The 20,802-nt window shown below is 73.7% G+C and carries 16 protein-coding genes; 14 read left to right on the top strand and 2 right to left on the bottom strand.

What is annotated here, in order from left to right; genetic code table 11:
• The first annotated feature begins 54 nt into the window (after window positions 1-54).
• The 10 genes from HT134_RS18750 (at window position 55) to HT134_RS18705 (ending at window position 10,489) form a co-directional block, all read left to right on the top strand.
• Window positions 55-822, top strand: a complete 768-nt coding sequence (locus HT134_RS18750; RefSeq protein WP_175589204.1) for a GntR family transcriptional regulator — start codon at window positions 55-57, stop codon at window positions 820-822.
• A gap of 69 nt (window positions 823-891) precedes the next feature.
• Entirely contained in the window at window positions 892-2,181 is a 1,290-nt protein-coding gene (locus tag HT134_RS18745) for an extracellular solute-binding protein (protein WP_175601647.1), read from the top strand.
• The gene (locus HT134_RS45720) at window positions 2,178-3,095 is read left to right on the top strand and encodes a carbohydrate ABC transporter permease (protein WP_175601646.1); all 918 of its coding nucleotides are present in this window, start codon (window positions 2,178-2,180) and stop codon (window positions 3,093-3,095) included. The genes HT134_RS18745 and HT134_RS45720 overlap by 4 nt, the downstream gene beginning before the upstream one ends.
• Window positions 3,092-3,910: a carbohydrate ABC transporter permease gene (locus HT134_RS18735; protein ID WP_175601645.1), complete on the top strand. Its 819-nt coding sequence runs from the start codon at window positions 3,092-3,094 to the stop codon at window positions 3,908-3,910. Before HT134_RS45720 ends, HT134_RS18735 begins: the two co-directional genes overlap by 4 nt.
• Window positions 3,907-5,910 (top strand): GH36-type glycosyl hydrolase domain-containing protein, encoded by a 2,004-nt coding sequence (locus tag HT134_RS18730; protein ID WP_175601644.1) that lies wholly within the window; start codon window positions 3,907-3,909, stop codon window positions 5,908-5,910. Before HT134_RS18735 ends, HT134_RS18730 begins: the two co-directional genes overlap by 4 nt.
• Entirely contained in the window at window positions 5,907-6,785 is an 879-nt protein-coding gene (locus HT134_RS18725) for an ROK family protein (protein WP_175601643.1), read from the top strand. The genes HT134_RS18730 and HT134_RS18725 overlap by 4 nt, the downstream gene beginning before the upstream one ends.
• Window positions 6,786-6,807: 22 nt before the next feature.
• Entirely contained in the window at window positions 6,808-7,572 is a 765-nt protein-coding gene (locus HT134_RS18720) for a sugar isomerase domain-containing protein (protein ID WP_175601642.1), read from the top strand.
• Complete coding sequence (locus HT134_RS18715) at window positions 7,569-8,261, top strand: SDR family oxidoreductase (protein WP_175601641.1); 693 nt, start codon at window positions 7,569-7,571, stop codon at window positions 8,259-8,261. Before HT134_RS18720 ends, HT134_RS18715 begins: the two co-directional genes overlap by 4 nt.
• Entirely contained in the window at window positions 8,258-9,481 is a 1,224-nt protein-coding gene (locus HT134_RS18710) for an FAD-dependent oxidoreductase (RefSeq protein WP_175601640.1), read from the top strand. Before HT134_RS18715 ends, HT134_RS18710 begins: the two co-directional genes overlap by 4 nt.
• 60 nt (window positions 9,482-9,541) lie before the next feature.
• Window positions 9,542-10,489 carry a phosphotriesterase family protein gene (locus tag HT134_RS18705; protein ID WP_175601639.1) on the top strand — a complete coding sequence of 316 codons (948 nt, stop codon included), beginning with the start codon at window positions 9,542-9,544 and terminating at the stop codon, window positions 10,487-10,489.
• 62 nt (window positions 10,490-10,551) lie between these two features.
• Here the strand turns inward: HT134_RS18705 and HT134_RS18700 are convergent, their stop codons facing one another.
• Window positions 10,552-11,409, bottom strand: a complete 858-nt coding sequence (locus HT134_RS18700; protein WP_175601638.1) for a poly(ethylene terephthalate) hydrolase family protein — start codon at window positions 11,407-11,409, stop codon at window positions 10,552-10,554.
• A 78-nt stretch (window positions 11,410-11,487) separates the two neighbouring features.
• On the opposite strand from HT134_RS18700, the gene HT134_RS18695 reads away from it, so the two are divergent.
• Window positions 11,488-12,819 (top strand): M28 family peptidase, encoded by a 1,332-nt coding sequence (locus HT134_RS18695; RefSeq protein WP_175601637.1) that lies wholly within the window; start codon window positions 11,488-11,490, stop codon window positions 12,817-12,819.
• A gap of 112 nt (window positions 12,820-12,931) precedes the next feature.
• Here HT134_RS18695 and HT134_RS18690 read toward each other — a convergent pair whose 3' ends face one another.
• Window positions 12,932-13,447 (bottom strand): zinc ribbon domain-containing protein, encoded by a 516-nt coding sequence (locus HT134_RS18690; RefSeq protein ID WP_217707995.1) that lies wholly within the window; start codon window positions 13,445-13,447, stop codon window positions 12,932-12,934.
• A 156-nt stretch (window positions 13,448-13,603) separates the two neighbouring features.
• Between HT134_RS18690 and HT134_RS18685 the strand changes: the two genes are divergently transcribed.
• The 3 genes from HT134_RS18685 to HT134_RS18675 all read left to right on the top strand — a co-directional run bounded on the left by HT134_RS18685 (window position 13,604) and on the right by HT134_RS18675 (window position 20,768).
• A complete protein-coding gene (locus tag HT134_RS18685) occupies window positions 13,604-14,644 on the top strand; it encodes a LacI family DNA-binding transcriptional regulator (protein WP_175601636.1) in 1,041 nt (346 codons plus the stop codon).
• A gap of 4 nt (window positions 14,645-14,648) precedes the next feature.
• Window positions 14,649-15,113 carry a hypothetical protein gene (locus HT134_RS18680; RefSeq protein ID WP_175601635.1) on the top strand — a complete coding sequence of 155 codons (465 nt, stop codon included), beginning with the start codon at window positions 14,649-14,651 and terminating at the stop codon, window positions 15,111-15,113.
• A gap of 186 nt (window positions 15,114-15,299) precedes the next feature.
• Window positions 15,300-20,768 carry an ATP-binding protein gene (locus tag HT134_RS18675; protein ID WP_175601634.1) on the top strand — a complete coding sequence of 1,823 codons (5,469 nt, stop codon included), beginning with the start codon at window positions 15,300-15,302 and terminating at the stop codon, window positions 20,766-20,768.
• The last annotated feature ends 34 nt before the right edge of the window (window positions 20,769-20,802 follow it).

The raw sequence follows: 20,802 nt of genomic DNA, 5'->3' as shown, positions 1-20,802 counted from the left end.
CGACCCGCCCCGGCGGAAAAGATACGGTCGTCCGTACAAATGAGGATGGACGACATGACCGACTGGGAACGCCGGCTGGCCCTCGACCCGTCAGCCGCTGTGCCGCTCTACTACCAGCTGCGCGAGCGGCTGCGGGCCGTCATCCGCGACTGCGAGCCCGACACCCTGATCCCGGCCGAGAAGGACCTCATGGTCTACGCGGGCGTGAGCAGGGCCACGGCCCGCCGGGCGATCGGCGACCTCGTCCAGGAGGGGCTGCTCGTGGCCCGGCAGGGCAGCGGCACCTACACGGCCCCGATGGCCGTGGCCCCCGAACTGGGCGCGCGCCCGGCCGGTTTCACCGAGACGATGGCGCGGCTCGGGCGCAGGCCCACGACCCGCGTGCTCAGGGCGCACCGCCAGCCGGCGGGCACCGACGTCGGCGTCGCGCTCGGCCTGAGCGAGTCGCAGGAGGTCGTCTTCATCGAGCGACTGCGGCTGCTCGACGGCGCCCCCTGCATGGTGGAGAGCGCCCATCTGCCCGCCGACCTGGTGCCGGACATCCTCGACGAGGACCTGACCGGCTCGCTGTACGACCTGCTGCGCATGAAGTACGGCCTGACCCCGGCCAGCGGCCGGGAGACGATCGGCGCGGTCAACGCCGACTACCGGCTCGCCGAGCTGCTGCGCGTGCCGATCGCCGCGGCCCTGCTGGTCACCTCCCGCAGCACCAGCACCGAGAGCGCGGTCGCGCTCGAGTACACCATCCGCCACGCCCGCGGCGATGTCGCCGTGTTCTCCGTGGAGCTCAACGACGCCAACAACGCCCTGATGGGCCAGTAACCCCCCTCGCCGGATCCCGGTGCGGCGCCGCCGCACCGGCGGCGAAGCGCTGCCTTCCGGAGGTTGAGCATGACCCTGTTGACCCGGCGCCGCCTGCTCGCGGCGGCCGCGCTGACCACGGCCTCCGGCCTCCTGTCCGCGTGCGGCGGCTCCGAACCGGAGGCGGCGGTGCCGGCCGACGGCGTCCCGCGGGGCAAGCTGTCGGTCTGGCTGCACCAGACCAAGGCGTACGACGCGGTGTTCACCAAGCTGCTGCACAGCTACGTCCAGGAGTTCGGCGGCGTCGACGTCACCCCGCTGTACGTGCCGGTCGACAAGCTCGACGCCAAGCTCCTGACCGCCTTCGCGGGCGACGCGCCCCCCGACCTGTTCAAGATCGGCGGCTGGACGATCGCCGGCCACGCCCGCAAGGGCCGCCTGGCCCCGATCATCCCCAAGGCCATGGGCGTGCCCGACGAGAAGGCGCTGGTCGCCCAGTACGACCAGAACGCCATCTCCTCCCTCTCCTACCAGGGCCGGCTCTACGGCGTCCCCGTCGACTACACGATCTGCTGCCTCTACTACCGCAGGGACAGGTTCGCCGAGGCCGGGCTCGACCCGGACAAACCGCCCGCCACGTGGGAGGAGGTCGCCGAGTACAGCAAGCGGCTCACCTCGGCCGACGGCAAGAAGGTCGGCCTGCAGTGGATCCTGGGCAACCCGCAGTGGACGCTGATGCAGCTGCTCGCGCTGGTGCGCGGCAAGGGCGGCGGGATCCTCAGCGCCGACGCGGGCACCGCCACGCTCGCCTCCGACGCCGGCGTGGAGGCGCTGCGCTACTACGGCAGCGTGGGCGAGGCGAAGCTGTCCAACCCGCTGTCGGGCTTCGGGCTGTTCGCCACCGGCCAGGCGGCGATGGTGGTCTCCGGGCTGTTCGCCATGGACCTGTTCCCGGCGCTGAACAAGCAGCTCGTCTTCGGCAGGTCCTTCGACATCGCGCCGCTGCCGCACTGGGACGGCGGGCAGCCCGTCGCCCCCGCCTACACCTGGGGCTGGGCCGTGGCCGAGGAGTCGAAGCTGCCGTACACCGCCTGGCACTTCATCGACTACCTCCAGCGTGAGGACGTCGCGGCCCGGCAGCTCAAGGACGCGAGCCTGCTCACCCCGGTCAAGGGCTGGGAGAAGCTGCCCGGCGCGGACGCCAAGGCGATGGAGATCATGGCGGCCTCCGCCCCGCACGCCGACTTCGGCCCGCGCACGCCGGTGTGGCAGGAGATGGCCAAGGCGCTGACCGACGCCGGCGACGCGGTGGCCTTCGGCAAGAAGACGCCCGAGCGGGCCGCCGCGGACTTCGACCAGGCGATGCGGATCGCGCTGTGACCCTCACCGTCCGGCTGGCCGGGCCGGCCACGACGGTCTCGGGCCGGGGGCAGCGGTGGGCCGAGGCGCGCGCCGGGAGCCTGCTGGCGCTGCCCGCGGCGGTGTACTTCCTGCTCTTCTGGGTCGTACCGTTCGCCGGCGCGGTCTGGCTCAGCTTCACCGACTACGAGCTGGCCGGCGTGCCCGCGTGGACCGGCCTGGACAACTACCGCCGGCTGCTCGGCGACCCCGGCTTCTGGAACTCGGCCCAGGTGACCGCCCTCTACACGCTCGCCTCGGTGGTCCCGTCGATCGTGCTGGCGCTGGCGATCGCGGTCCCGCTGAGCCGTCCGGGCCGGCTCAACGGCGTGCTGCGCGCGCTGGTCATGGTCCCGGCGGCGATGCCGCTGGTGGCCACCTCGATGGTGTGGTCGGCGATCTTCGCGGACGAGGGCCTGGCCAACACGCTGATCGGGCTGGTGGGCGGCGGGCCGCTGCCGTGGCTGACCGACGAGCGGCTCGCCCTCTGGGCGCTGGTGATCATGACGACGTGGAAGCACCTCGGGCTGTTCGTGATCATCCTGACCGCCGGGTTGCAGGGGCTGCCGTCCGGCGTGTTCGAGGCGGCCGCGATCGACGGCGCCGGGCCGCTGCGGATCTTCGCCCGCATCACGCTGCCGCTGTTGCGCCGCACGCTGCTGTTCGTGCTGGTCATCGCGGTGATCGGGGCGATGCAGTCGTTCGTGCCGGCGTTCCTGCTGACCAAGGGCGGGCCGGCGGGCGCCACCGAGGTGCTGCCGCTCTACCTGTGGGCGACCGGCTTCGGCTTCGAGCGCATGGGGTACGCCTCGGCGATCGCCATGGTGCTGCTCCTGGCCATGCTCGCGCTGTCGCTCGTCCAGTTCGGCGTGCTCAGGGGAGGCGAGGACGGATGAGACCGTCACGAGTGGGGGGCGTGCTGCGGGGCACGCTGCTGTCGCTGGTGGTGGCGGTCATGCTGCTGCCGGTGTACGCGATGGTGGCCGTCGCGTCCGCCTCCGACGCGACCGACCTCGGCGGGCTCGGCTTCGACGCCGCCCGCTTCGGCGAGCACCTGACGCGGCTGTTCGGTCAGGGCGACTTCCCGCTCTACCTGCGCAACAGCGTGATCCTGTCGCTCGGGGTCGCCGTCCTGGAGGTGGTCCTGTCGGGGGCGGCCGGGTACGCGCTGGCGCAGCTCGCCTTCCCCGGCCGGCGCGTGCTGTTCGCGGTCGTCGTGGGCACCTTGTCGCTGTCGCCGATCGTGGTGCTCGTGCCGATGTACCTGGTCGTCCGGCAGCTCGGCTGGATCGACACGTTCCAGGGGATGATCGTGCCGTTCGCGGTGAGCGCGTTCGGCGTGTTCCTGGTCCGCCAGTTCGCGCTCTCGCTGCCGCGCGAGCTGCTGCTGTCGGCGCGCGTGGACGGCGCGGGCGAGCTGCGCATCTTCCTGCGCGTCGCGGTGCCGCTGCTGCGGCCGGCGCTGCTGACGCTCTTCCTGCTGCAGTTCCTCGCGCAGTGGGACAACCTGCTCTGGCCGCTCGTCGTGGCCAACAAGCCCGGCCTGTGGCCGCTGCCCGTGGGCCTGTCGCAGCTCCAGACGGAGTACGACTTCAGCGCCGGTCTCGTCGGCACCGCCGCGCTGGTCACGGCCGTGCCGCCGCTGGCGCTCATGTTCGTCCTGCAGCGCTACTACGTCGCCGGGCTGACCCTGGGAGGAGTCAAGAAATGAGCGCGTTCGGCGCGTGGACCACCGCGTACGGGCTGCCCGCCTTCTCGTACACGACGGACCAGGAACAGGACCCGCGCGCGGAGTGGGATCCCGTCCTGGACCCGCCCACCCGGCGGCACATGGTCCACCTGGGCAACCGGCGGATCACGCTGGTGGCCGACAACCGGGGCCTGAGCGACCTGTTCGACGAGCACACGGGGCTGCTGTGGCTCACCCGGGGCGCGGGCGTCACCCGGGTGGACGGCCTGGCGACGGACGTCTCGACGTCGGAGCGCACGTTCGGGCCGACGTTCGCCACCGTCCGGGCGGCCGGCGAGCGGGTGGCGCTGGAGCGCACCGTGCTCTGCCCCGAGGGCGAGGCGCCGTGGGTGCTCGTCCGGCTGCGCGTGCGCAACCTGCTCGGCGAGCCCGTACGGCTGACGCTGACCGAGGAGTGGGCGGCCCGGCCGGCCCGGGTCGCGCTCATCACCGGCGCCGAACCGGCCGACGATCCCGGGCTGGAGCTGGAGCTGCTCACCGGCGGCGAGGACGGGCCGCGCCGGACCGCGTCGGGGCGGATCGACGTCCCCCTCGACCTGGAGGCCGGCGGCGAGCGGCTGGTCGAGTTCCGGTACGGCCTGCTCTCCTCGGACGCGGCGGCCGGGGCCGCGTCGTTCGAGGAGAGCCTGGCCGCCCTGCGCGACCGGCTGCCGCGCGCGTCGGCGCCGCAGGCGCCCGAGGCCGAGCGCGAGATCCCGTGGCACGCCGCCCTGCTGACCGGCGGGGCCTGCGCCGACGGCGTGCTCGGCGGCCACACCCTCGACCAGGGCTCGTGCTACTCCTTCCGCCACGGCTTCAACGGGGCCGCCCGCGACCCGCTCCAGCACGCGCTGCCGCTGGTCCACATCGAGCCCGACCTGGCCCTGTCGGTGCTGCGCAACACGTGTGCCTGGGGCGGCCCGGACGGCGACCTGCCCTACGCCCTCGGGCCGGACAAGCAGCCGTGGACCGACCTGTTCCGGCCGTCGGACCAGAACCTGTGGGCCCTGTGGCTGGCGGCGGAGTACCTGTCCGCCACGGGCGACGCGGCGTCCTTCGCCGAGCCGGTGCCGTACCACCCGGTCCACGGGGCGGCGCCGGCGCCGCTCGGCGAGCACCTGCGCCGCCAGTTCCGCTTCCTCGCCGACGTGGTCGGGCGCGGCGAGCACGGCCACGTGCGCATCCTCAACGCCGACTGGAACGACCTGGCCATCACCGAGAGCGGCGTCCGGCGCGACCTGATGATCGAGCGGGGCGAGTCCGTGCTGAACTCCGCCATGGCCGCCTGGGTGCTGCCGCGCTACGCGGTGCTGGCCGAGCGGCTCGGCGACCACGCGACCGGCGCGGAGGCCCGCAAGCTCGGCGAGGAGCTGCGCCGGCTGGTGGCCGGCGAGTGGAACGGCCGGTGGTTCCGGCGCGCCTACGGCCCCGGGGCGGTCGTCGGCGACTCCGACCTGTGGCTGGAGGTGCAGCCGTGGGCCGTCCTCTGCGGCGCCGCCCCGCCGGACCGGGCGGAGGAGCTGCTGCGCACGATCGAGGCCACCGCCGCCGCGGACTCGCCGCTGGGCGCCCGGCTGCGCTGGCCGATCCGCGACAAGTACGGCCCCGGCGGCATCGGCACGATCTGGTACGCGATCAACATGACCCTCGTCTGGGCCGCCGCCCGGCACGTGCCCGAGCTGGGCTGGCGCTGGTGGCGCCGGATGACGCTGGCCGCGCACACGGCCGCCTACCCGGACGTCTGGGAGGGCACCCTGTCCGGCCCGGACGCCTACCTGGCGCCCGAGACCGACCGGCCCGGCCGCACCTGGGAGCTGGCCGACTTCGGCGTCGCCATGCAGGCGTACCCGGTCGCCAACCTGCACAGCCACTCCCAGCCGCTGCTGGCCTACCTGCGGCTGCTCGGCGTCGAGCCCTTCGGGCCGGCCCCGCGCGGCGACGGGGCCGCCTTCTCCTCGCGCGTGCTGACGGTGGGCGCGTGACGCACGCCGCGGCGCGGCCCGGCCGGCGGCTCGGCGTCGACGTCGGCGGGACCGACACCAAGTGGGTCGTGCTGGACGGCGACACGGTGGCCGGCGCGGGCACCGTGCCCACGCCGCCCGGCCCCGGCGAGACGATGACGCTCGTGGCGTCGCTGGCCGACCCGTCGGTGGAGGGCATCGGGATGGCGCTGCCCGGCCACGTGGACCGGGAGAGCGGGACGGCGCTGTTCGTGCCCAACCCGCCGGGAGACTGGGACGGCTACCCGGCCGGCCCGCGGCTGAGCGCCCTGACCGGCAGGCCGGTGGCCGTCGTCAACGACGCGCGGGCGTTCGCGCAGGCGGAGCTGCTGCTCGGCGCGGCCCGCGGGCTGCCGGACGCGCTGTTCGCCGTGCTCGGCACCGGGGTGGGCGGCGCGGTGGCGCTGCGCGGCGCGGTCCTCGTCGGGCCGCGCGACAACCTCGGCGAGGTCGGCCACGTCACGGTCGACCCGTCGGGGCCGCCGTGCTGCTGCGGCAACCGGGGCTGCGCGGAGACGTTCGCCGGCGGGCCCGGCATCGTGCGGGCCTACGGGTCGGGGCCGGCCGCCGCGGTCGCCGCCGCCGCGCGGGCCGGCGACGAGCGGGCCGCCGGTGTGCTGGCCAGGGCGGGCTGGGCGCTCGGCGTCGCGCTGGGCGACGCCGCCGCGCTGTTCGGCGTGGGCACGGCGGTGGTGGGCGGCGGCGTCTCGGGCGCGCTCGACCTCATGCGTCCCGCGCTGGAGCGCGAGCTGGGGCGGCGGCGCCCGCTCATCGGTGACGTCGCGGTGCTGCCCGCCGTCCTCGGCCCGCGGGCCGGGGCGATCGGCGCCGCGCTGTGTGGAGGGATGTCCGGATGAACGCGTACGGAGGGAGAGGCCGATGAGGTGGATACGGCGCGCCATGGAGTTGCTCGGCGAGATCGAGGAGACACAGGAGGAGTCCCTGGCGGCGGCGGCGCGCATCGCGGCGGCGGCCATCGGCGGCGGCGGGGTGGTGCACACGTTCGGCACCGGCCACTCGCGGATGGGCGTGGAGGAGATGTTCCCCCGCTACGGCTCCTACCCGGGCTTCCACCCCATCGTGGACCTGTCGACGACGTTCTACACGCAGGTCGCGGGGTCGAACGGGATGCGGCAGGCGATGTTCATCGAGCGGGTCGAGGGGCTGGCCGACGCCGTCCTGGCCAACTTCGAGCTGCGGCCGAGCGACGCGGCGATCATCTTCAGCGTCAGCGGGCTGAACGCCGTGCCGATCGAGATGGCGATGGGGCTGCGCAAGGCCGGGCTGAGCGTGGTGGCCGTGACGTCGATGCGGGAGACCATGGCCGTCGCTCCCGGCCATCCGAGCGGGACGCGGCTCGCCGACCACGCCGACGTGGTGATCGACCTGCGCACCCCGGTGGGCGACGCGCTGTGCTCGGTGGAGGGGCTGGCCGAGCCGGTCGGCCCCGGCAGCACGCTGGCCGCCGTCTCCGTGGTCAACGAGATCAAGGTGCGGACGGCCGAGCTGCTGGTCGCGGGCGGGTGGACGCCGCCGGTGATCTCCAGCGCCAAGCTCGTCGGCGGCCCCCGCTCGGAGGAGTTGTTCGAGGCCGCCTACCTGGAGCATGCCCGCCGCGCCGCCGACGTGCTCAGGAAGCCATGAGCGCGGTCCTGGTGGCCGGCGCGGAGGGCGGCATCGGCCGCGCCTGCGTCGAGGCGGTCGAGGCGTCCGGGATGCCGGCGTTCGGCGTGGACCTGGCCGGCGGCATCGACATCACCAGGCCCGGCGGGGCGGAGAAGGCGCTCGCCCGCGCGGCCGAGGCACACGGCTCGGTCTCCGGCGTCGTGCACGCGGTCGGCATGTCCGGCAGGTCCCTCGGCGACGGCGGCGTGGCCGAGTGCACCGACGCGGCGTGGAGCGAGGTGCACCGGGTCAACCACGAGTCGGTCTTCCGGCTGCTGCGCGCCTCGATCCCGGCCCTGCCGGAGGGCGGGTCCATCGTGGTGATCGGCTCGGCGCTGGGCAGCTCGATCGACGACGACTTCCGCACCGTGGCCTACGCCTCGGCCAAGGGCGGCCTGATCCCGTTGATCAGGGTCGCGGCGCGGGAGGCGGCGCCGCGCGGGGTGCGGATCAACCTGGTCTCGGCCGGGCTGGTGGCCACGCCGATGAGCCGCCGGGCGCGAAAGTCGGCGGGCATCCGGGCCCGGATGCCCGCGCTCATGCCGCTCGGCGCGCGCCCGTGCCGGCCGGAGGAGGTGGCGCAGGCCGTGCTGTGGCTGCTGTCGCCGGCCTCCGGGCGGACCACGGGCGCGGTGATCCCCGTCGACGGAGGGTGGCACCTGCGATGAACGTGCTGTGGGAAGGCGACGTGGTGGTGGCGGGCGGCGGCAGCGCGGGGTGCGCGGCCGCCGTGGCCGCCGTGCGGTCCGGGGCGTCGTGCCTGCTCGTGGAGTCGGCCGGGTTCCTCGGCGGCACGGGCGCCGCGGTGCTCGACACCTTCTACGGCTTCTACTCCCCCGGGCCCGAGGCGCCGCGGGTCGTCGGCGGCGTCGGCTGGGAGGTGTGCGAGCGGCTGTTCGCGGCCGGGGCCGCCTTCGAGCGGCCCAACACCTACGGCGCGGGGACCGGGGTGACGTACGAGCCGGAGCAGCTGAAGGTCGTCTGGGACGAGCTGACCGCGGACGCCGAGGTGCTGCTGCACGCCCGGGTCTGCGACGTCGTGCCGGGCGAGGGCGTCGTCGTGGAGACGGTGGCGGGGCGGTTCCTGGTCAGGGCGCGGGTGGTGGTGGACGCCACCGGGGACGCCGAGGTGGCCTGGCGGGCCGGGGCGGCCCTCGACCGCCCCGGCCTGCGGCGCCAGCCGATGACGACGACGTTCCGGCTCGGCGGGGTGGACCCGTCGGCCACGAGCACGGCGGAGCTGCACGCGCTGATGGCCGGCGCGGACCTGCCGCGGCGGGAGGGGTCGATCCACCGGACCGTCAACGAGGGCGTCGTGCACACCAACCTCACCCGGGTGAGCGGCCTGGACCCGACCGACCCGTTCGAGCTGTCGCGGGCGGAGCGGGAGGGGCGGCGGCAGGTCGGCGCGTACGTCCGGTTCCTGCGCGAGAAGGTCCCGGGGTACGGCTCGGCGGTGCTGCTGGGCACCTCCACGCGGATCGGGGTGCGCGAGTCGCGGCGGCTGGCCGGCCGGTACGTGCTGACCCGCGACGACGTGCTGGCCGGGCGGGACTTCCCCGACGCGATCGCCCGGTGCGGCGCGCCCGTCGAGGACCACGACTCGGGCTCCGGAACGCGGTGGGAGTACGTCCGCGACTTCCGGACCTACGGCATCCCGTACCGGTGCCTGCTGCCCGTCGAGGTGGGCGGGCTGATCGTGGCGGGGCGGTGCCTGTCGGCCACGCACGACGCCCACGCCTCGGCCCGCTCCATGGGCCAGTGCATGGCGATGGGCCAGGCGGCGGGGACGGCCGCGGCGCTGGCCGTGCAGGCGGGCGTGGAGCCCGCGGAGCTGGACGCGGGCCTGCTGCGCGAGCGGCTGCGCGAGGAAGGAGCGCTGCTGTGACCACCGGCGTCGGGCGGGAGGTGCCGCTGTGACGGTTCGCGTCGGGCGGGGGGTGCCGTTGTGACGGTCCGCACCGTGCTGGGTGACGTCGAGGAGCTCGGCGTCACCTACGCGCACGAGCATCTGTTCATGACCGGCGGCTGGCCGGTGCGCGAGGAGCCGGACTACCGGCTCGACTCCCTCGACGCGGCCGTCGCGGAGGTCTCGGCGGCGCGCCGCCTCGGCCTGTCGGCGGTGGTGGAGATGACGCCCCTCGGATTCGGCCGCAGCCCGTCGCTGATGAGGGAGCTGGCCGAGCGGACCGGCCTGCACGTGGTCGCGGTGACGGGCTTCCACAAGAGCCGCTACTACGCCGACGACCACTGGCTGCACCGCTACGCGGCCGACGAGATCACCGAGCTGCTGATGTCGGAGATCGAGCTCGGCATGGACGAGTACGGCCTGGTCGGCCCCCTGGTGCGGCGCTCGCCCGCCCGGGCGGGCGCCATCAAGATCGCCACCGGTTATCACGCGCTCGGCCGCGGGGTGGGGCGCCTGGTCGGGGCGGTGGCCGCCGCGGCGCTGGCGACCGGCGTGCCGGTCGTGAGCCACTGCGACAAGGGCACGATGGGCCACGAGCTGCTCGACGCGCTGGCGGCCGAGGGGGTCGCGGCGGACCGGGTGGTGCTCGGGCACATCGACCACAACCCCGACGCCGGATATCTCATCTCATTGGCGGAAAGGGGGGCCTATCTGGCTTTCGACCGGCCCGGCCGGATCAAGTACGGCACGGACGGCGAGATCGTCGCGCTCGTCGCGGACCTGGCCGGGCACGGCCTGGGCGACCGGCTGCTGTTCGGCATGGACCTGGCGCGCCGGTCGTACTGGCCGAGCCTGGGCGGGGGGCCGGGGCTGACGTACCTGCTGGAGAGGTTCGTGCCGCGGCTGGAGGCCGCGGGGCTCGGCGAGGTGGCGGCGGCGGCGCTCACCCGCAACCCGGGCGCCGCCTTCGCGCTCCGCGGCACCTGAGGGAGGCCTTCCCAAGAGCCCGGCCGGACCCCGGTGGGGTCCGGCCGGGCTCCACGAGAGGGTTACGGGAGGTTCTTCTCGGCCTGGTTCTGCCAGCTCGCGTTGGTGTTGATCTCGGGGGTGGCGCCGGCGAACGCGCCGCGCGCGTACGCGTCGTCCTGCAGCCGGTACATCAGCCAGGCCGTCAGGTAGCCGAGGAAGCCGCCGCCCGTGCCCTGGATCGTGTTGTGGTCGGCGCCCTTGAGCAGCGCCTTGGCGGCGGCGCCCGGCACCTGGTCGTAGTACGCCTGGAGCGCGGAGCCGGGCGAGATGATGACGTCGTTGGCGCCGCTGAGGAACAGCACCGGGCAGGTCAGCTTGCTCACGGAGAACGCGTCCCCCGAGCTCACCCAGATCGGCGCGGGCAGCGCGATGGGCACGACCGTGTCGATCAGGCCGCCGGACTTGATGGCGGTGTTGACCGAGCCGCCCGCGCCCTGGGAGTGGCCGACCGCGCCGACCCTGGTCACGTCGAGCTTGCCGTGGAAGACGCTGGAGGAGTCACTGTTGCGGTCGATGAGGTACTGCGCCGCGGCGATCATCTCCGAGCCGGTGCCGGTCGTGGTGTCGGTCGAGGCCACCACGGCGAAGCCCCAGGAGGCGAGCTGGTCGAGCACGCCGTTGTACTGCGTGGGCACGGCGTTCGTGCCGTTGCCCCAGGTGATGATCGGGTGCTTGAAGCCCCCGGCGCCGAGGTTCGCCGGATAGTAGAGCCGGACGCCCGGCGCGTCGGCCGTGGCGACCGCCCACGGGCCGGCCACCTTGTAGTGCGCCTCGACGGTGTCGGCGGCGACGGCGCGGGACGTCGCGCCGCCGGCGGCCTGGGCCGGGCTCGCGACGACTCCCAGCACGAGTAAGACGGCTGCCGCAAGGAGCCTCATACAGCCTCCCGAAGATTTGTACGGATGACCGGAACTCTCGCTTCACAGGGGACGGTTGTCAATGGTTGGATCGGCGCCATGGAACACCTGCCTTCCGCCGCCGAGATGCTCGGCTGGATCGAGACCGTCGTGTCGCAGGGGATCCGCCGTCCCGGCTATCCGGCCGACGCGTGGACGGAGCGGTGGCTGGCCGACCGGCTGACCGCGTTCGGGCTGGACGTGGAGCTGGAGCCGGTGGAGGTGACCCGCTGGCGGCCGGGCACTGGGATGCTGCGGCTCGACGACGGCACGGAGCTGCCGGGGCTGCCCCTGCCGTTCACCGCGCCGGCCGCGGGCCTGCGCGCGCGGCTCGCCCGCCTCGAGGACGCGCGCCCCGGCGACATCGCGGTGGACGAGCTGGCCTTCACCGAGCTGCCGCAGTCGTTCGTCCGCACGCTGGCCACCTCCGCCTACGACCCCGAAGGCGTCTTCGACACGCTCGTGCAGACGATCCCGTTCGGCCCCCGGATGATGGAGGTGGTGGAGCCCGCCCTGAAGGCGGGCGCCGCGGGCTTCGTCGGCGCGCTGACGGGCGTCCCGTGGGAGACGCGCGACTACTACGTGCCCTACGACGCCGTCGAGCGGCCCGTCCCGGGGCTGTGGCTGTCCGCGGGCGACGCCCGGCGGCTCCTCCCCCGGCTCCCCTGCCACGGCGAGCTGGTCGCCGAGTCCACCCGCGACACCGTGACGACGCACAACGTGGTGGCGACGCTGCCCGGCGCCTCGCCGCACTGGGTCGTCGTCGCCTCCCACCACGACGGCCCGTGGGCGTCGGCCGTCGAGGACGCCTCGGGCCTCGCGCTCGTGCTGGCCGCCGCCCGCCACTGGGCCCGCGTGCCGGCCGCGGAGCGCCCGCACAACCTCATGTTCCTGCTCACCTCCGGGCACATGGCCCACGCCGCCGGCACCCGGGCCTTCATCGAGCGGCACCGCGCCATGCTCGCCGACGTGGTCCTCCAGGTGCACCTGGAGCACGCCGCCCTGCGCTGCGAGAGCGTGGACGGCGCGCTGCGGCCGACCTCGGACCCCGAGGTGAGGTGGTGGTTCACGACGCGGGCGCCGCGGCTGGAGAAGCTCGTCGCCACGACCCTGGAGGCCGAGCGGCTGCGCCGCTCGTTCGTGCTGCCGCCCGACGCGTTCTCGCCGATGCCGCCCACCGACGGGGCGTTCTTCCATCCCGAGGGCGTGCCGCTGGTGCACTTCCTGTCGGCGCCCATGTACCTGTTCGACTCGGCCGACACCCTGGACAAGGTGGACGTCGAGGGGCTGGAGCCGCTGGCCCGCGCGGCCGTACGGATCGTGGCGGGCACCGCGGGCTGGTCACCGGCCACGTTGCGGAGCGGGGGTGCCGGCCGGGCCGCCGGTGAGTGATGATCTCGCCGTGCGCCGTTACACTGCCGTTCTGACTGCTCCCCCACCTGAAGGCGGGGGATTCCTGGCTCACACCGCCTGACCGTCCAGCGGACGTTCAGGTCTTACGCGATCAGCACCAACCGGGTTCAGACCAGCCCGGACCAGCATGACGCGGGCGGAGCTCTCGCCTCTGGCGACAGACGATTCCGCACGCGGCGCAGGTGTAGGTACGTTCGGAGAGAGGTGGTGCGTGCTTGGTTCTCGCTCCGCACTGTGCGCAGTCCATGGTGGTGTGCGCGGGGTTGACGAGCCTCAAGGTGCGGCCATGTTCGCGGGCCATCTCGATCAGGGCGTGCTTGGCCGCGCCGATGGCCGCGTCGGCGGCCTTGCGCGCCATGCTGGACTCGGCCAGGAGCTTCGGCCGGAGGTCCTCCACCGCTATCACGTCATGGTCGCCGACGACTTTCCTGGCCCACTTGCGGCCGGTGCCCTGGCGCTGACGGGCAACCTTCTTGTACTGCTCGGCGCGCAGCTTCTTCGCCTCACGGTGGCCCTTCGAGCCCGGCTGCCCTCGGACGGGTCTGCGGCGGGCCGTCATCCGGTCATAGCGGGCCGGCTCCGAGCCATCCGTGCCCGCCGCCTTCATGACCGCCCAATCTACCGAGGAGGTAGGACGGATATTGAACGTTCACCGCGGTCGGACACCGGATCGTTCAGGCGGCGACCCGGCTGGGCCTGCCCTGCTCCGCGGATGCCCGACCCCTCCCGGGTCTGAAGGCCGGGGCATCCTCGGGGATCTTCGGTGACCGCCACCGAAGATCCTTCCGCAGCCGGTCGCGAGCCGCTGACCCTGGCGCAGCTCGCCCGTCTGGCGGGAGTGTCCACGGCGACCGTGTCCAAGGTGGTCAACGGGCGTTCCGCGGTCGCCCCCGAGACCCGCGCGATGGTCGAGGGCCTGATCCGGCAGCACGGCTTCCGCCGGCAGCGGCGCCGGTTCAGCCCCGTCTCCGTGGTGGAGCTGCTCTTCCACGAACTGGCGGGCGACTACCCCACCGAGATCATCAGAGGGGCCGGGCAGGTCGCGCGGCGGCACGGTCTGCTGGTGGCGGTGTCCGAGCTGCAGGGCGGCCACGTCCCCGGCGACGACTGGATGGAGGACGTGCTGGGCCGCCGACCGGCCGGCGTCATCGCGGTCTTCTCCAGCCTGACCGACGCCCAGCGTGACCGGCTCGCGGGCAGCGAGATCCCCGTCGTCCTGCTGGACCCGACCGGCGATCCCGGCCACCGCGTCCCCTCGGTGGGCGCGGGCAACTGGAATGGCGGGCTCACGGCCACCCGTCACCTGCTCGGCCTCGGGCACCGGCGCATCGCCGTCATCACCGGCCCGGCCCACATGCTGTCCGGCCGCGCCCGGCTCGACGGGTACCGCGCCGCGCTGGACACGGCCGGCGTGCCGATCGACCCCGACCTCGTCTGCCACGGCGACTACCGGATCGAGGACGGCCTGACCCACACCCGCCGGCTGCTGCGCCTGCCCGACCCGCCCACCGCCGTCTTCACCTGCAACGACGGGCAGGCCGTCGGCGTCTACCACGCCGCCTACGAGCTCGGCCTGCGCATCCCGGACGACCTGAGCGTCGTGGGGTTCGACGACATGCCCCCGACGCGCTGGAGCGTCCCGCCGCTGACCACGATCCGCCAGCCGCTGGCCGAGATGGCGGCCGCCGCCGCGGACATGCTCGTGACGCTGGCCAGGGGCGAGCCGCTGGCGCGCGACCGCGTCGAGTTCGCCACCGAGCTGGTCGTGCGCGGCAGCACCGCTCCCCCGAGACATGGAGGTTGACAGCGTGAGAGCAGTCGCGGCGTTCCTGACCCAGTTCGTCGTCGCGTCGGTCGCGCTGGCCGGCGCGGGGGCCGCGATCGTCGTCCTCAGTGTCCTGTCGTACGGCTGCGGCTCGAAGGAGGACCGGCTGACCGAGACCCTGGTCGCGCAGGAGGTCCTCGAGCGGCGCCCCGCCGGGGTCGAGCCGCTGGGGCAGCGCGGCACGAGCTGCGACGACGACGACCTGTGGGTGAACGTCGAGCAGGTCTACCGCCTGCCCCCGGCCCGGGTCGACGTGCTCGGCTTCTACCGCGAGGTCGCCACCGGAGACGGCTGGAGGCCCGGCGAGCAGGCGGGGCCGGCCGAGGGCTGCTACACCAAGGTGATCGACGGCGAGGTCGTCGACATGGAGCTGGCGATGGAGGAGCGGGCGGACACGTACACCGTGACCCTGTCCTCGTCCTCCGAGTTGACCGGCAGTAAGTGCTAGGGCCCGCCCGACGTCGGGATCTTCATCCGGGCCGCGCGGCCTTGGTCGCTTTCCCACAATTGGAGCGGCCCAGCATGCGATGTCTGCGACATGGCGCCGCGGCCGGGTAAGCGGGAGGGTGGACAATGCCGAGTGCCGTCATTGTCACCGGCGCGTACATGTTGTCTACTGGAGGGCTTGGGTCGCGTGTTCAGTCGTGTCGCCATCGTCAACCGTGGTGAGGCCGCCATGCGGCTCATCCACGCCGTACGGGACATCGCCGCGGAGACCGGCACACGGATCGAGACCGTCGCCTTGCACACCGACGTGGACAGCGCCGCCAGGTTCGTCCGTGAGGCCGACGTCGCCTACGATCTCGGCCCCGCGTCCGCGCGCCCGTACCTCGACCTGAAGGTGCTGGAGCGCGCCCTGGTGGAGACGGGGGCCGACGCGGCGTGGGTCGGCTGGGGCTTCGTCGCGGAGGACCCGGCGTTCGCGCAGCTGTGCGAGAGGATCGGGGTCACCTTCGTCGGACCGAGCCCGGAGGCCATGCGCAAGCTCGGCGACAAGATCGGCGCGAAGCTCATCGCCGAGGAGGTCGGCGTGCCGGTCGCGCCGTGGAGCCGGGGGGCGGTCGAGTCCCTGGACGCCGCCCTCGCGGCGGCGGCCGGGATCGGCTACCCGCTGATGCTGAAGGCCACGGCCGGCGGCGGCGGGCGCGGCATCCGCGTGATCACGAACGAGGCCGAGCTCGCCGACGCCTACGAACGCACCAGCCAGGAGGCCGCCCGCGCGTTCGGCAGCGGCGTCGTGTTCCTGGAGCGCCTGGTCACCGGCGCCCGGCACGTCGAGGTCCAGGTCATCGCCGACGGCCAGGGGACCGCGTGGGCGCTCGGCGTCCGCGACTGCTCGGTGCAGCGGCGCAACCAGAAGATCATCGAGGAGTCGGCGTCGCCGGTGCTCAGCCCCGCGCAGACGGCCGAGCTCAAGGCGTCGGCCGAACGGCTGGCGATCGCCGTCGGCTACCGCGGCGCGGCGACCGTCGAGTTCCTCTACCACCCCGGCGACAAGCAGTTCGCCTTCCTGGAGGTCAACACCCGCCTGCAGGTCGAGCATCCGATCACCGAGGCCACCACCGGGTTCGACCTGGTCAAGGCACAGCTGCACGTGGCGTCCGGCGGCCGGCTCGAAGGCGCGCCGCCGGTGGAACGCGGACACGCCGTCGAGGCCCGCCTGAACGCCGAGGACCCCGACCGCGACTTCGCGCCCTCGCCCGGCCGCATCGCGCGGCTGGACCTGCCCGCCGGGCCGGGCATCCGCGTCGACACCGGCGTCAGCGAGGGCGACACCATCCCCGCCGACTTCGACTCGATGATCGCCAAGATCATCGCGTACGGCCGGGACCGCGAGGAGGCGCTCGGCAGGCTGCGCCGCGCGATGGCGCAGACCACGGTGATCATCGAGGGTGGCGCGACGAACAAGAGTTTCGTGCTCGACCTGCTCGACCAGCCCGAAGTGATCGACGCCAGCGCCGACACCGGCTGGATCGACCGCGTCCGCGGCCGGGGCGGGCTCGTCTCCCACCGCCACTCCGCCGTCGCGCTGGCGGCCGCCGCCATCGAGGCGTACGAGGAGGAGGAGCGCGCCGAGCGGCAACGGCTGCTGTCCACGGCGTTCGGCGGGCGCCCGCAGGTGCAGCACAAGAGCGGCCGGCCGCTGGACCTCAGGCTGCGCGGCGTCGGCTACCGGGCGCGCGTCGCGCGGGTCGGCGCCCGCCGCTTCCGCGTCGGCGTCGAAGCGGGTGACGACACCCGCACCTTCGACGTCGAGCTCGACCGCTTCGACCGGCACACCGGGCACATCGTCGTCAACGGCGTGCGCTACCGCCTGCTCACCGGCAGCCACGGGCCGATCCACCTCGTCGAGGTGGACGGCGTGGCGCACCGGGTGAGCCGGGACGAGGGCGGCGTCGTCCGCTCCCCCGCGCCCGCGCTGGTCGTCGCCACCCCGCTCAAGGCCGGCGCCGAGGTCGAGGCCGGCGCGCCGGTGCTGGTGCTGGAGAGCATGAAGATGGAGACGGTGCTGCGGGCGCCGTTCAAGGCGCGGCTGAAGGAATGCCTCGTGTCCGTCGGCAGCCAGGTGGAGACCGGCGCGCCGCTGCTGCGGCTGGAACCGCTCGCCGACGCCGAAGCCGAGGACACCTCGGCCGCGACGGCCGTCCACCTCGACCTGCCGGCGCCGTCCGGGCAGGTCACGGCCCGGCGGCGGGCCACGCGCGGCCAGGAGGACCTGCGCAGCCTGCTGCTCGGCTTCGACGTCGACCCCCACGACGAACAGCGCGTGCTCGGCGACTACCTCGCCGCGCGTCAGGCGGTCGTCGAGGACGGTCACCGGCCGCTGGCCGAGGAGCTCGACCTCATCGAGGTGTTCACCGACCTCGCCGAGCTCAGCCGCAACCGGCCGGCGGGCGAGGACGGCGGCGGCGACGCCCACGTGCGCAGCCCGCGCGAGTACTTCCACACCTATCTGCAGAGCCTCGACGTCGAGCGGGCCGGGCTGCCGCAGACCTTCCAGGCCAAGCTGGCCAAGGTGCTCAGGCACTACGGCGTCACCGAGCTGAAGCGCACCAAGGAGCTCGAGGCCGCGGTGTTCCGCATCTTCCTGGCCCAGCAACGCGCGTCCGCCGACGCCGCGGTCGTCGCGGCCCTGCTGCGGGCCTGGCTGCGGGAGACGCCGCCGGAGGAGGCGCTGCGCGAACCCGCCGGGCTGGCGCTGGAACGGCTGCTGGCCGCGACCCAGGTCCGTTTCCCCGTCGTCTCCGACCTCGCGCGCGGCGTGGTCTTCGCCTGGTTCGGCCAGCCGCTGCTGCGCCGCAACCGTGCCCGCGTCTACGCCAACGTCCGCAAGCACCTGCGCCACCTCGACACCCACCCCGACGCGCCGGACCGGGCCGAGCGCATCGCCGAGATGGTGCGCAGCACCGAACCGCTGGTGCGCCTGCTCGGCCAGCGGCTGGTGCGCGACGACGTGGACAACGCGGTCATGCTCGAGGTGCTGACCCGGCGCTACTACGGCAACAAGGAGCTGACCGGGGTCCGTACCAGCGAGACCGCGGGCTGCACCTTCGTGATCGCCGGGCGCGTGGACTCCTGCGTGGTCTCCTGCGCGGTGAGCTTCGAGCAGCTGAGCGGCGCGCTGCGCGGGCTGGCGGAGCTGGCCGAGGGCGAGAACGCCGTCGACGCGGACATCTATCTCGTCTGGGAGCGGCAGCCGGAGGAGTTCGACGCGATGGCGGCCGCGCTGCAGGAGGTCATCGACGCGCAGCCGCTGCCGGACCAGGTCCGCAGGATCACCGTCACCCTCGCCGGCCGGGGCGGGGCGGTGATGCACCACCACTTCACCTTCCGCCCGTCGGCCGCCGGGATGACCGAGGAGCGGCTGATCCGCGGCCTGCACCCGTACATCGCGCAGCGCATGCAGCTGGAGCGGCTGAGCAAGTTCGACCTGACCAGGCTCCCGTCCACGGACGAGGAGGTCTACCTGTTCCAGTGCGTGGCGCGGGGCAACCCGTCCGACGACCGGCTCGTCGCGTTCGCCCAGGTACGTGACCTGACGGAGCTGCGTGACCACGACGGCCGGCTCGTCGCGCTGCCCACGGCCGAGAACGCCGTCGCCGCCTGCGTCGACGCCATCCGCCGCGCGCAGTCGCGACGCACGGCCAGGAGACACCCCGACACCAACCGGATCGTGATCTACGTCTGGCCCCCCAGCGACATCACCCGGGAGGAGATCGAGACCATCGCCCGGCGCGTGCTCCCCACGACCACGGGCGCCGGTCTGGAGGAGACCCTGTTCATCGCGCGGCAGCGTGACCCGCGGACCGGCGGGCTCACCAAGATCGCCGTGCGGATCTCCCTGGACGCCACCGGGCGCCCCGAGCTGACCATCGGCGAGCCGTCGGACGAGCCGATCGAACCGCTGGACGACTATCGGCAGAAGGTGCTGCGCGCGAGCAGCCGCAACACCGTCTACCCGTACGAGCTGACCGGCCTGCTCGGCGACTTCACCGAACACGACCTCGACGACGACCACACCCTGGTGCCGGTCCAGCGGCCGAAGGGCCGCAACACCGCGGCGCTCGTCGCCGGTGTGGTCACCACGCCGACCCCGCGCCACCCTGAGGGCGTCACCAGGGTCGTGCTGCTCGGCGACCCGACGAAGTCCCTCGGCGCGCTGTCGGAGCCGGAGTGCCGCAGGGTGATCGCCGCGCTGGACCTCGCGGAGCGGATGCGCGTACCGCTGGAGTGGTACGCGCTGTCGGCCGGAGCCCGGATCTCGATGGAGTCGGGCACGGAGAACATGGACTGGGTGGCCGCGGCGCTCAAGCGGATCGTGGAGTTCACCCAGGACGGCGGCGAGATCAACATCGTGGTCGCGGGCATCAACGTCGGCGCGCAGCCGTACTGGAACGCCGAGGCGACGATGCTCATGCACACCAAGGGCATCCTCGTGATGACACCCGACTCGGCCATGGTGCTCACCGGCAAGCAGTCCCTGGACTTCTCCGGCGGCGTCTCGGCCGAGGACAACTTCGGCATCGGCGGCTACGACCGCGTGATGGGCCCCAACGGGCAGGCCCAGTACTGGGCGCCGAACCTGGCCGCCGCGCGCGACGTGCTGATGGCGCACTATGAGCACACCTACGTCGTGCCCGGCGAGCGGGCGCCGCGGCCGACGACCACCACCGACCCCGTCGACCGCGACATCTCCGCCTTCCCGCACTCCGTCGAGGGCAGCGACTTCACCACCGTCGGCGAGATCTTCTCCGCCGAGCTCAACCCGGACCGCAAGAAGCCGTTCGACATCCGCACCGTCATGCGGGCGCTGTCCGACCAGGACCATCCGACGCTGGAACGCTGGGCGGGCATGGCCGGCGCGGAGACCGCGGCGGTGCAGGACGCGCACCTCGGCGGCCGGCCGGTGTGCCTGCTCGGCATCGAGTCACGGCCGATCCCCCGGCGCGGCTTCCCGCCCACCGACGGCCCGGACACCTACACCGCGGGCACGCTGTTCCCGCGCTCGTCCAAGAAGGCCGCGCGGGCGATCAACGCGGCCAGCGGCAACCGGCCTCTGGTGGTGCTGGCGAACCTGTCGGGCTTCGACGGCTCGCCGGAGTCCATGCGCAAGCTGCAGCTGGAGTACGGCGCCGAGATCGGCCGCGCGATCGTCAACTTCCGCGGTCCCATCGTGTTCTGCGTGATCTCGCGCTACCACGGCGGCGCGTTCGTGGTGTTCTCCAAGGCGCTGAACCCGAACATGACCGTGCTCGCCCTGGAGGGATCGTTCGCCTCGGTGCTCGGCGGCGCCCCCGCCGCCGCGGTGGTGTTCTCCGGCGACGTCAACGCCCGCACCGCGGCCGACCCCCGCGTGCGGGACCTGGAGGCGCGCGTCGCGGCCGCCACCGGCACCGACCGCGCCGCGCTGGCCGCGGAGCTCGACGAGCTCCGTTCGGCGGTCCGCGCGGAGAAGCTCAGCGAGGTGGCCGCGGAGTTCGACCGCGTGCACGACATCCGGCGCGCGGTCGAGGTGGGCTCGGTCGACGCCGTCATCCGCGCCGCGGAGCTTCGCCCACGGATCATCGAGGCCATCGAGGCGATCGAGGCCCGCCTGCGCTGACCCCGGTCCGCGCCCGTCCGCCGCTCTCCTCCGG

This window comes from Nonomuraea rhodomycinica (assembly GCF_013363995.1).
In the GTDB taxonomy this organism is placed as follows: domain Bacteria; phylum Actinomycetota; class Actinomycetes; order Streptosporangiales; family Streptosporangiaceae; genus Nonomuraea; species Nonomuraea rhodomycinica.
The sequence above is the reverse complement of the archived record's forward strand: the minus strand, read 5'-3'. Positions and strand labels throughout refer to the sequence as shown.

Excerpts from the sequence above, each read along its gene's own strand:
- HT134_RS18735 (WP_175601645.1), top strand. The coding sequence starts at position 3,092 with ATGAGACCGTCACGAGTGGGGGGCGTGCTGCGGGGCACGCTGCTGTCG.
- HT134_RS18745 (WP_175601647.1), top strand. The coding sequence starts at position 892 with ATGACCCTGTTGACCCGGCGCCGCCTGCTCGCGGCGGCCGCGCTGACC.
- HT134_RS18710 (WP_175601640.1), top strand. The coding sequence starts at position 8,258 with ATGAACGTGCTGTGGGAAGGCGACGTGGTGGTGGCGGGCGGCGGCAGC.
- HT134_RS18700 (WP_175601638.1), bottom strand. The coding sequence starts at position 11,409 with ATGAGGCTCCTTGCGGCAGCCGTCTTACTCGTGCTGGGAGTCGTCGCG.
- HT134_RS18720 (WP_175601642.1), top strand. The coding sequence starts at position 6,808 with ATGAGGTGGATACGGCGCGCCATGGAGTTGCTCGGCGAGATCGAGGAG.
- HT134_RS18750 (WP_175589204.1), top strand. The coding sequence starts at position 55 with ATGACCGACTGGGAACGCCGGCTGGCCCTCGACCCGTCAGCCGCTGTG.
- HT134_RS18715 (WP_175601641.1), top strand. The coding sequence starts at position 7,569 with ATGAGCGCGGTCCTGGTGGCCGGCGCGGAGGGCGGCATCGGCCGCGCC.
- HT134_RS18730 (WP_175601644.1), top strand. The coding sequence starts at position 3,907 with ATGAGCGCGTTCGGCGCGTGGACCACCGCGTACGGGCTGCCCGCCTTC.
- HT134_RS18695 (WP_175601637.1), top strand. The coding sequence starts at position 11,488 with ATGGAACACCTGCCTTCCGCCGCCGAGATGCTCGGCTGGATCGAGACC.
- HT134_RS18690 (WP_217707995.1), bottom strand. The coding sequence starts at position 13,447 with ATGAAGGCGGCGGGCACGGATGGCTCGGAGCCGGCCCGCTATGACCGG.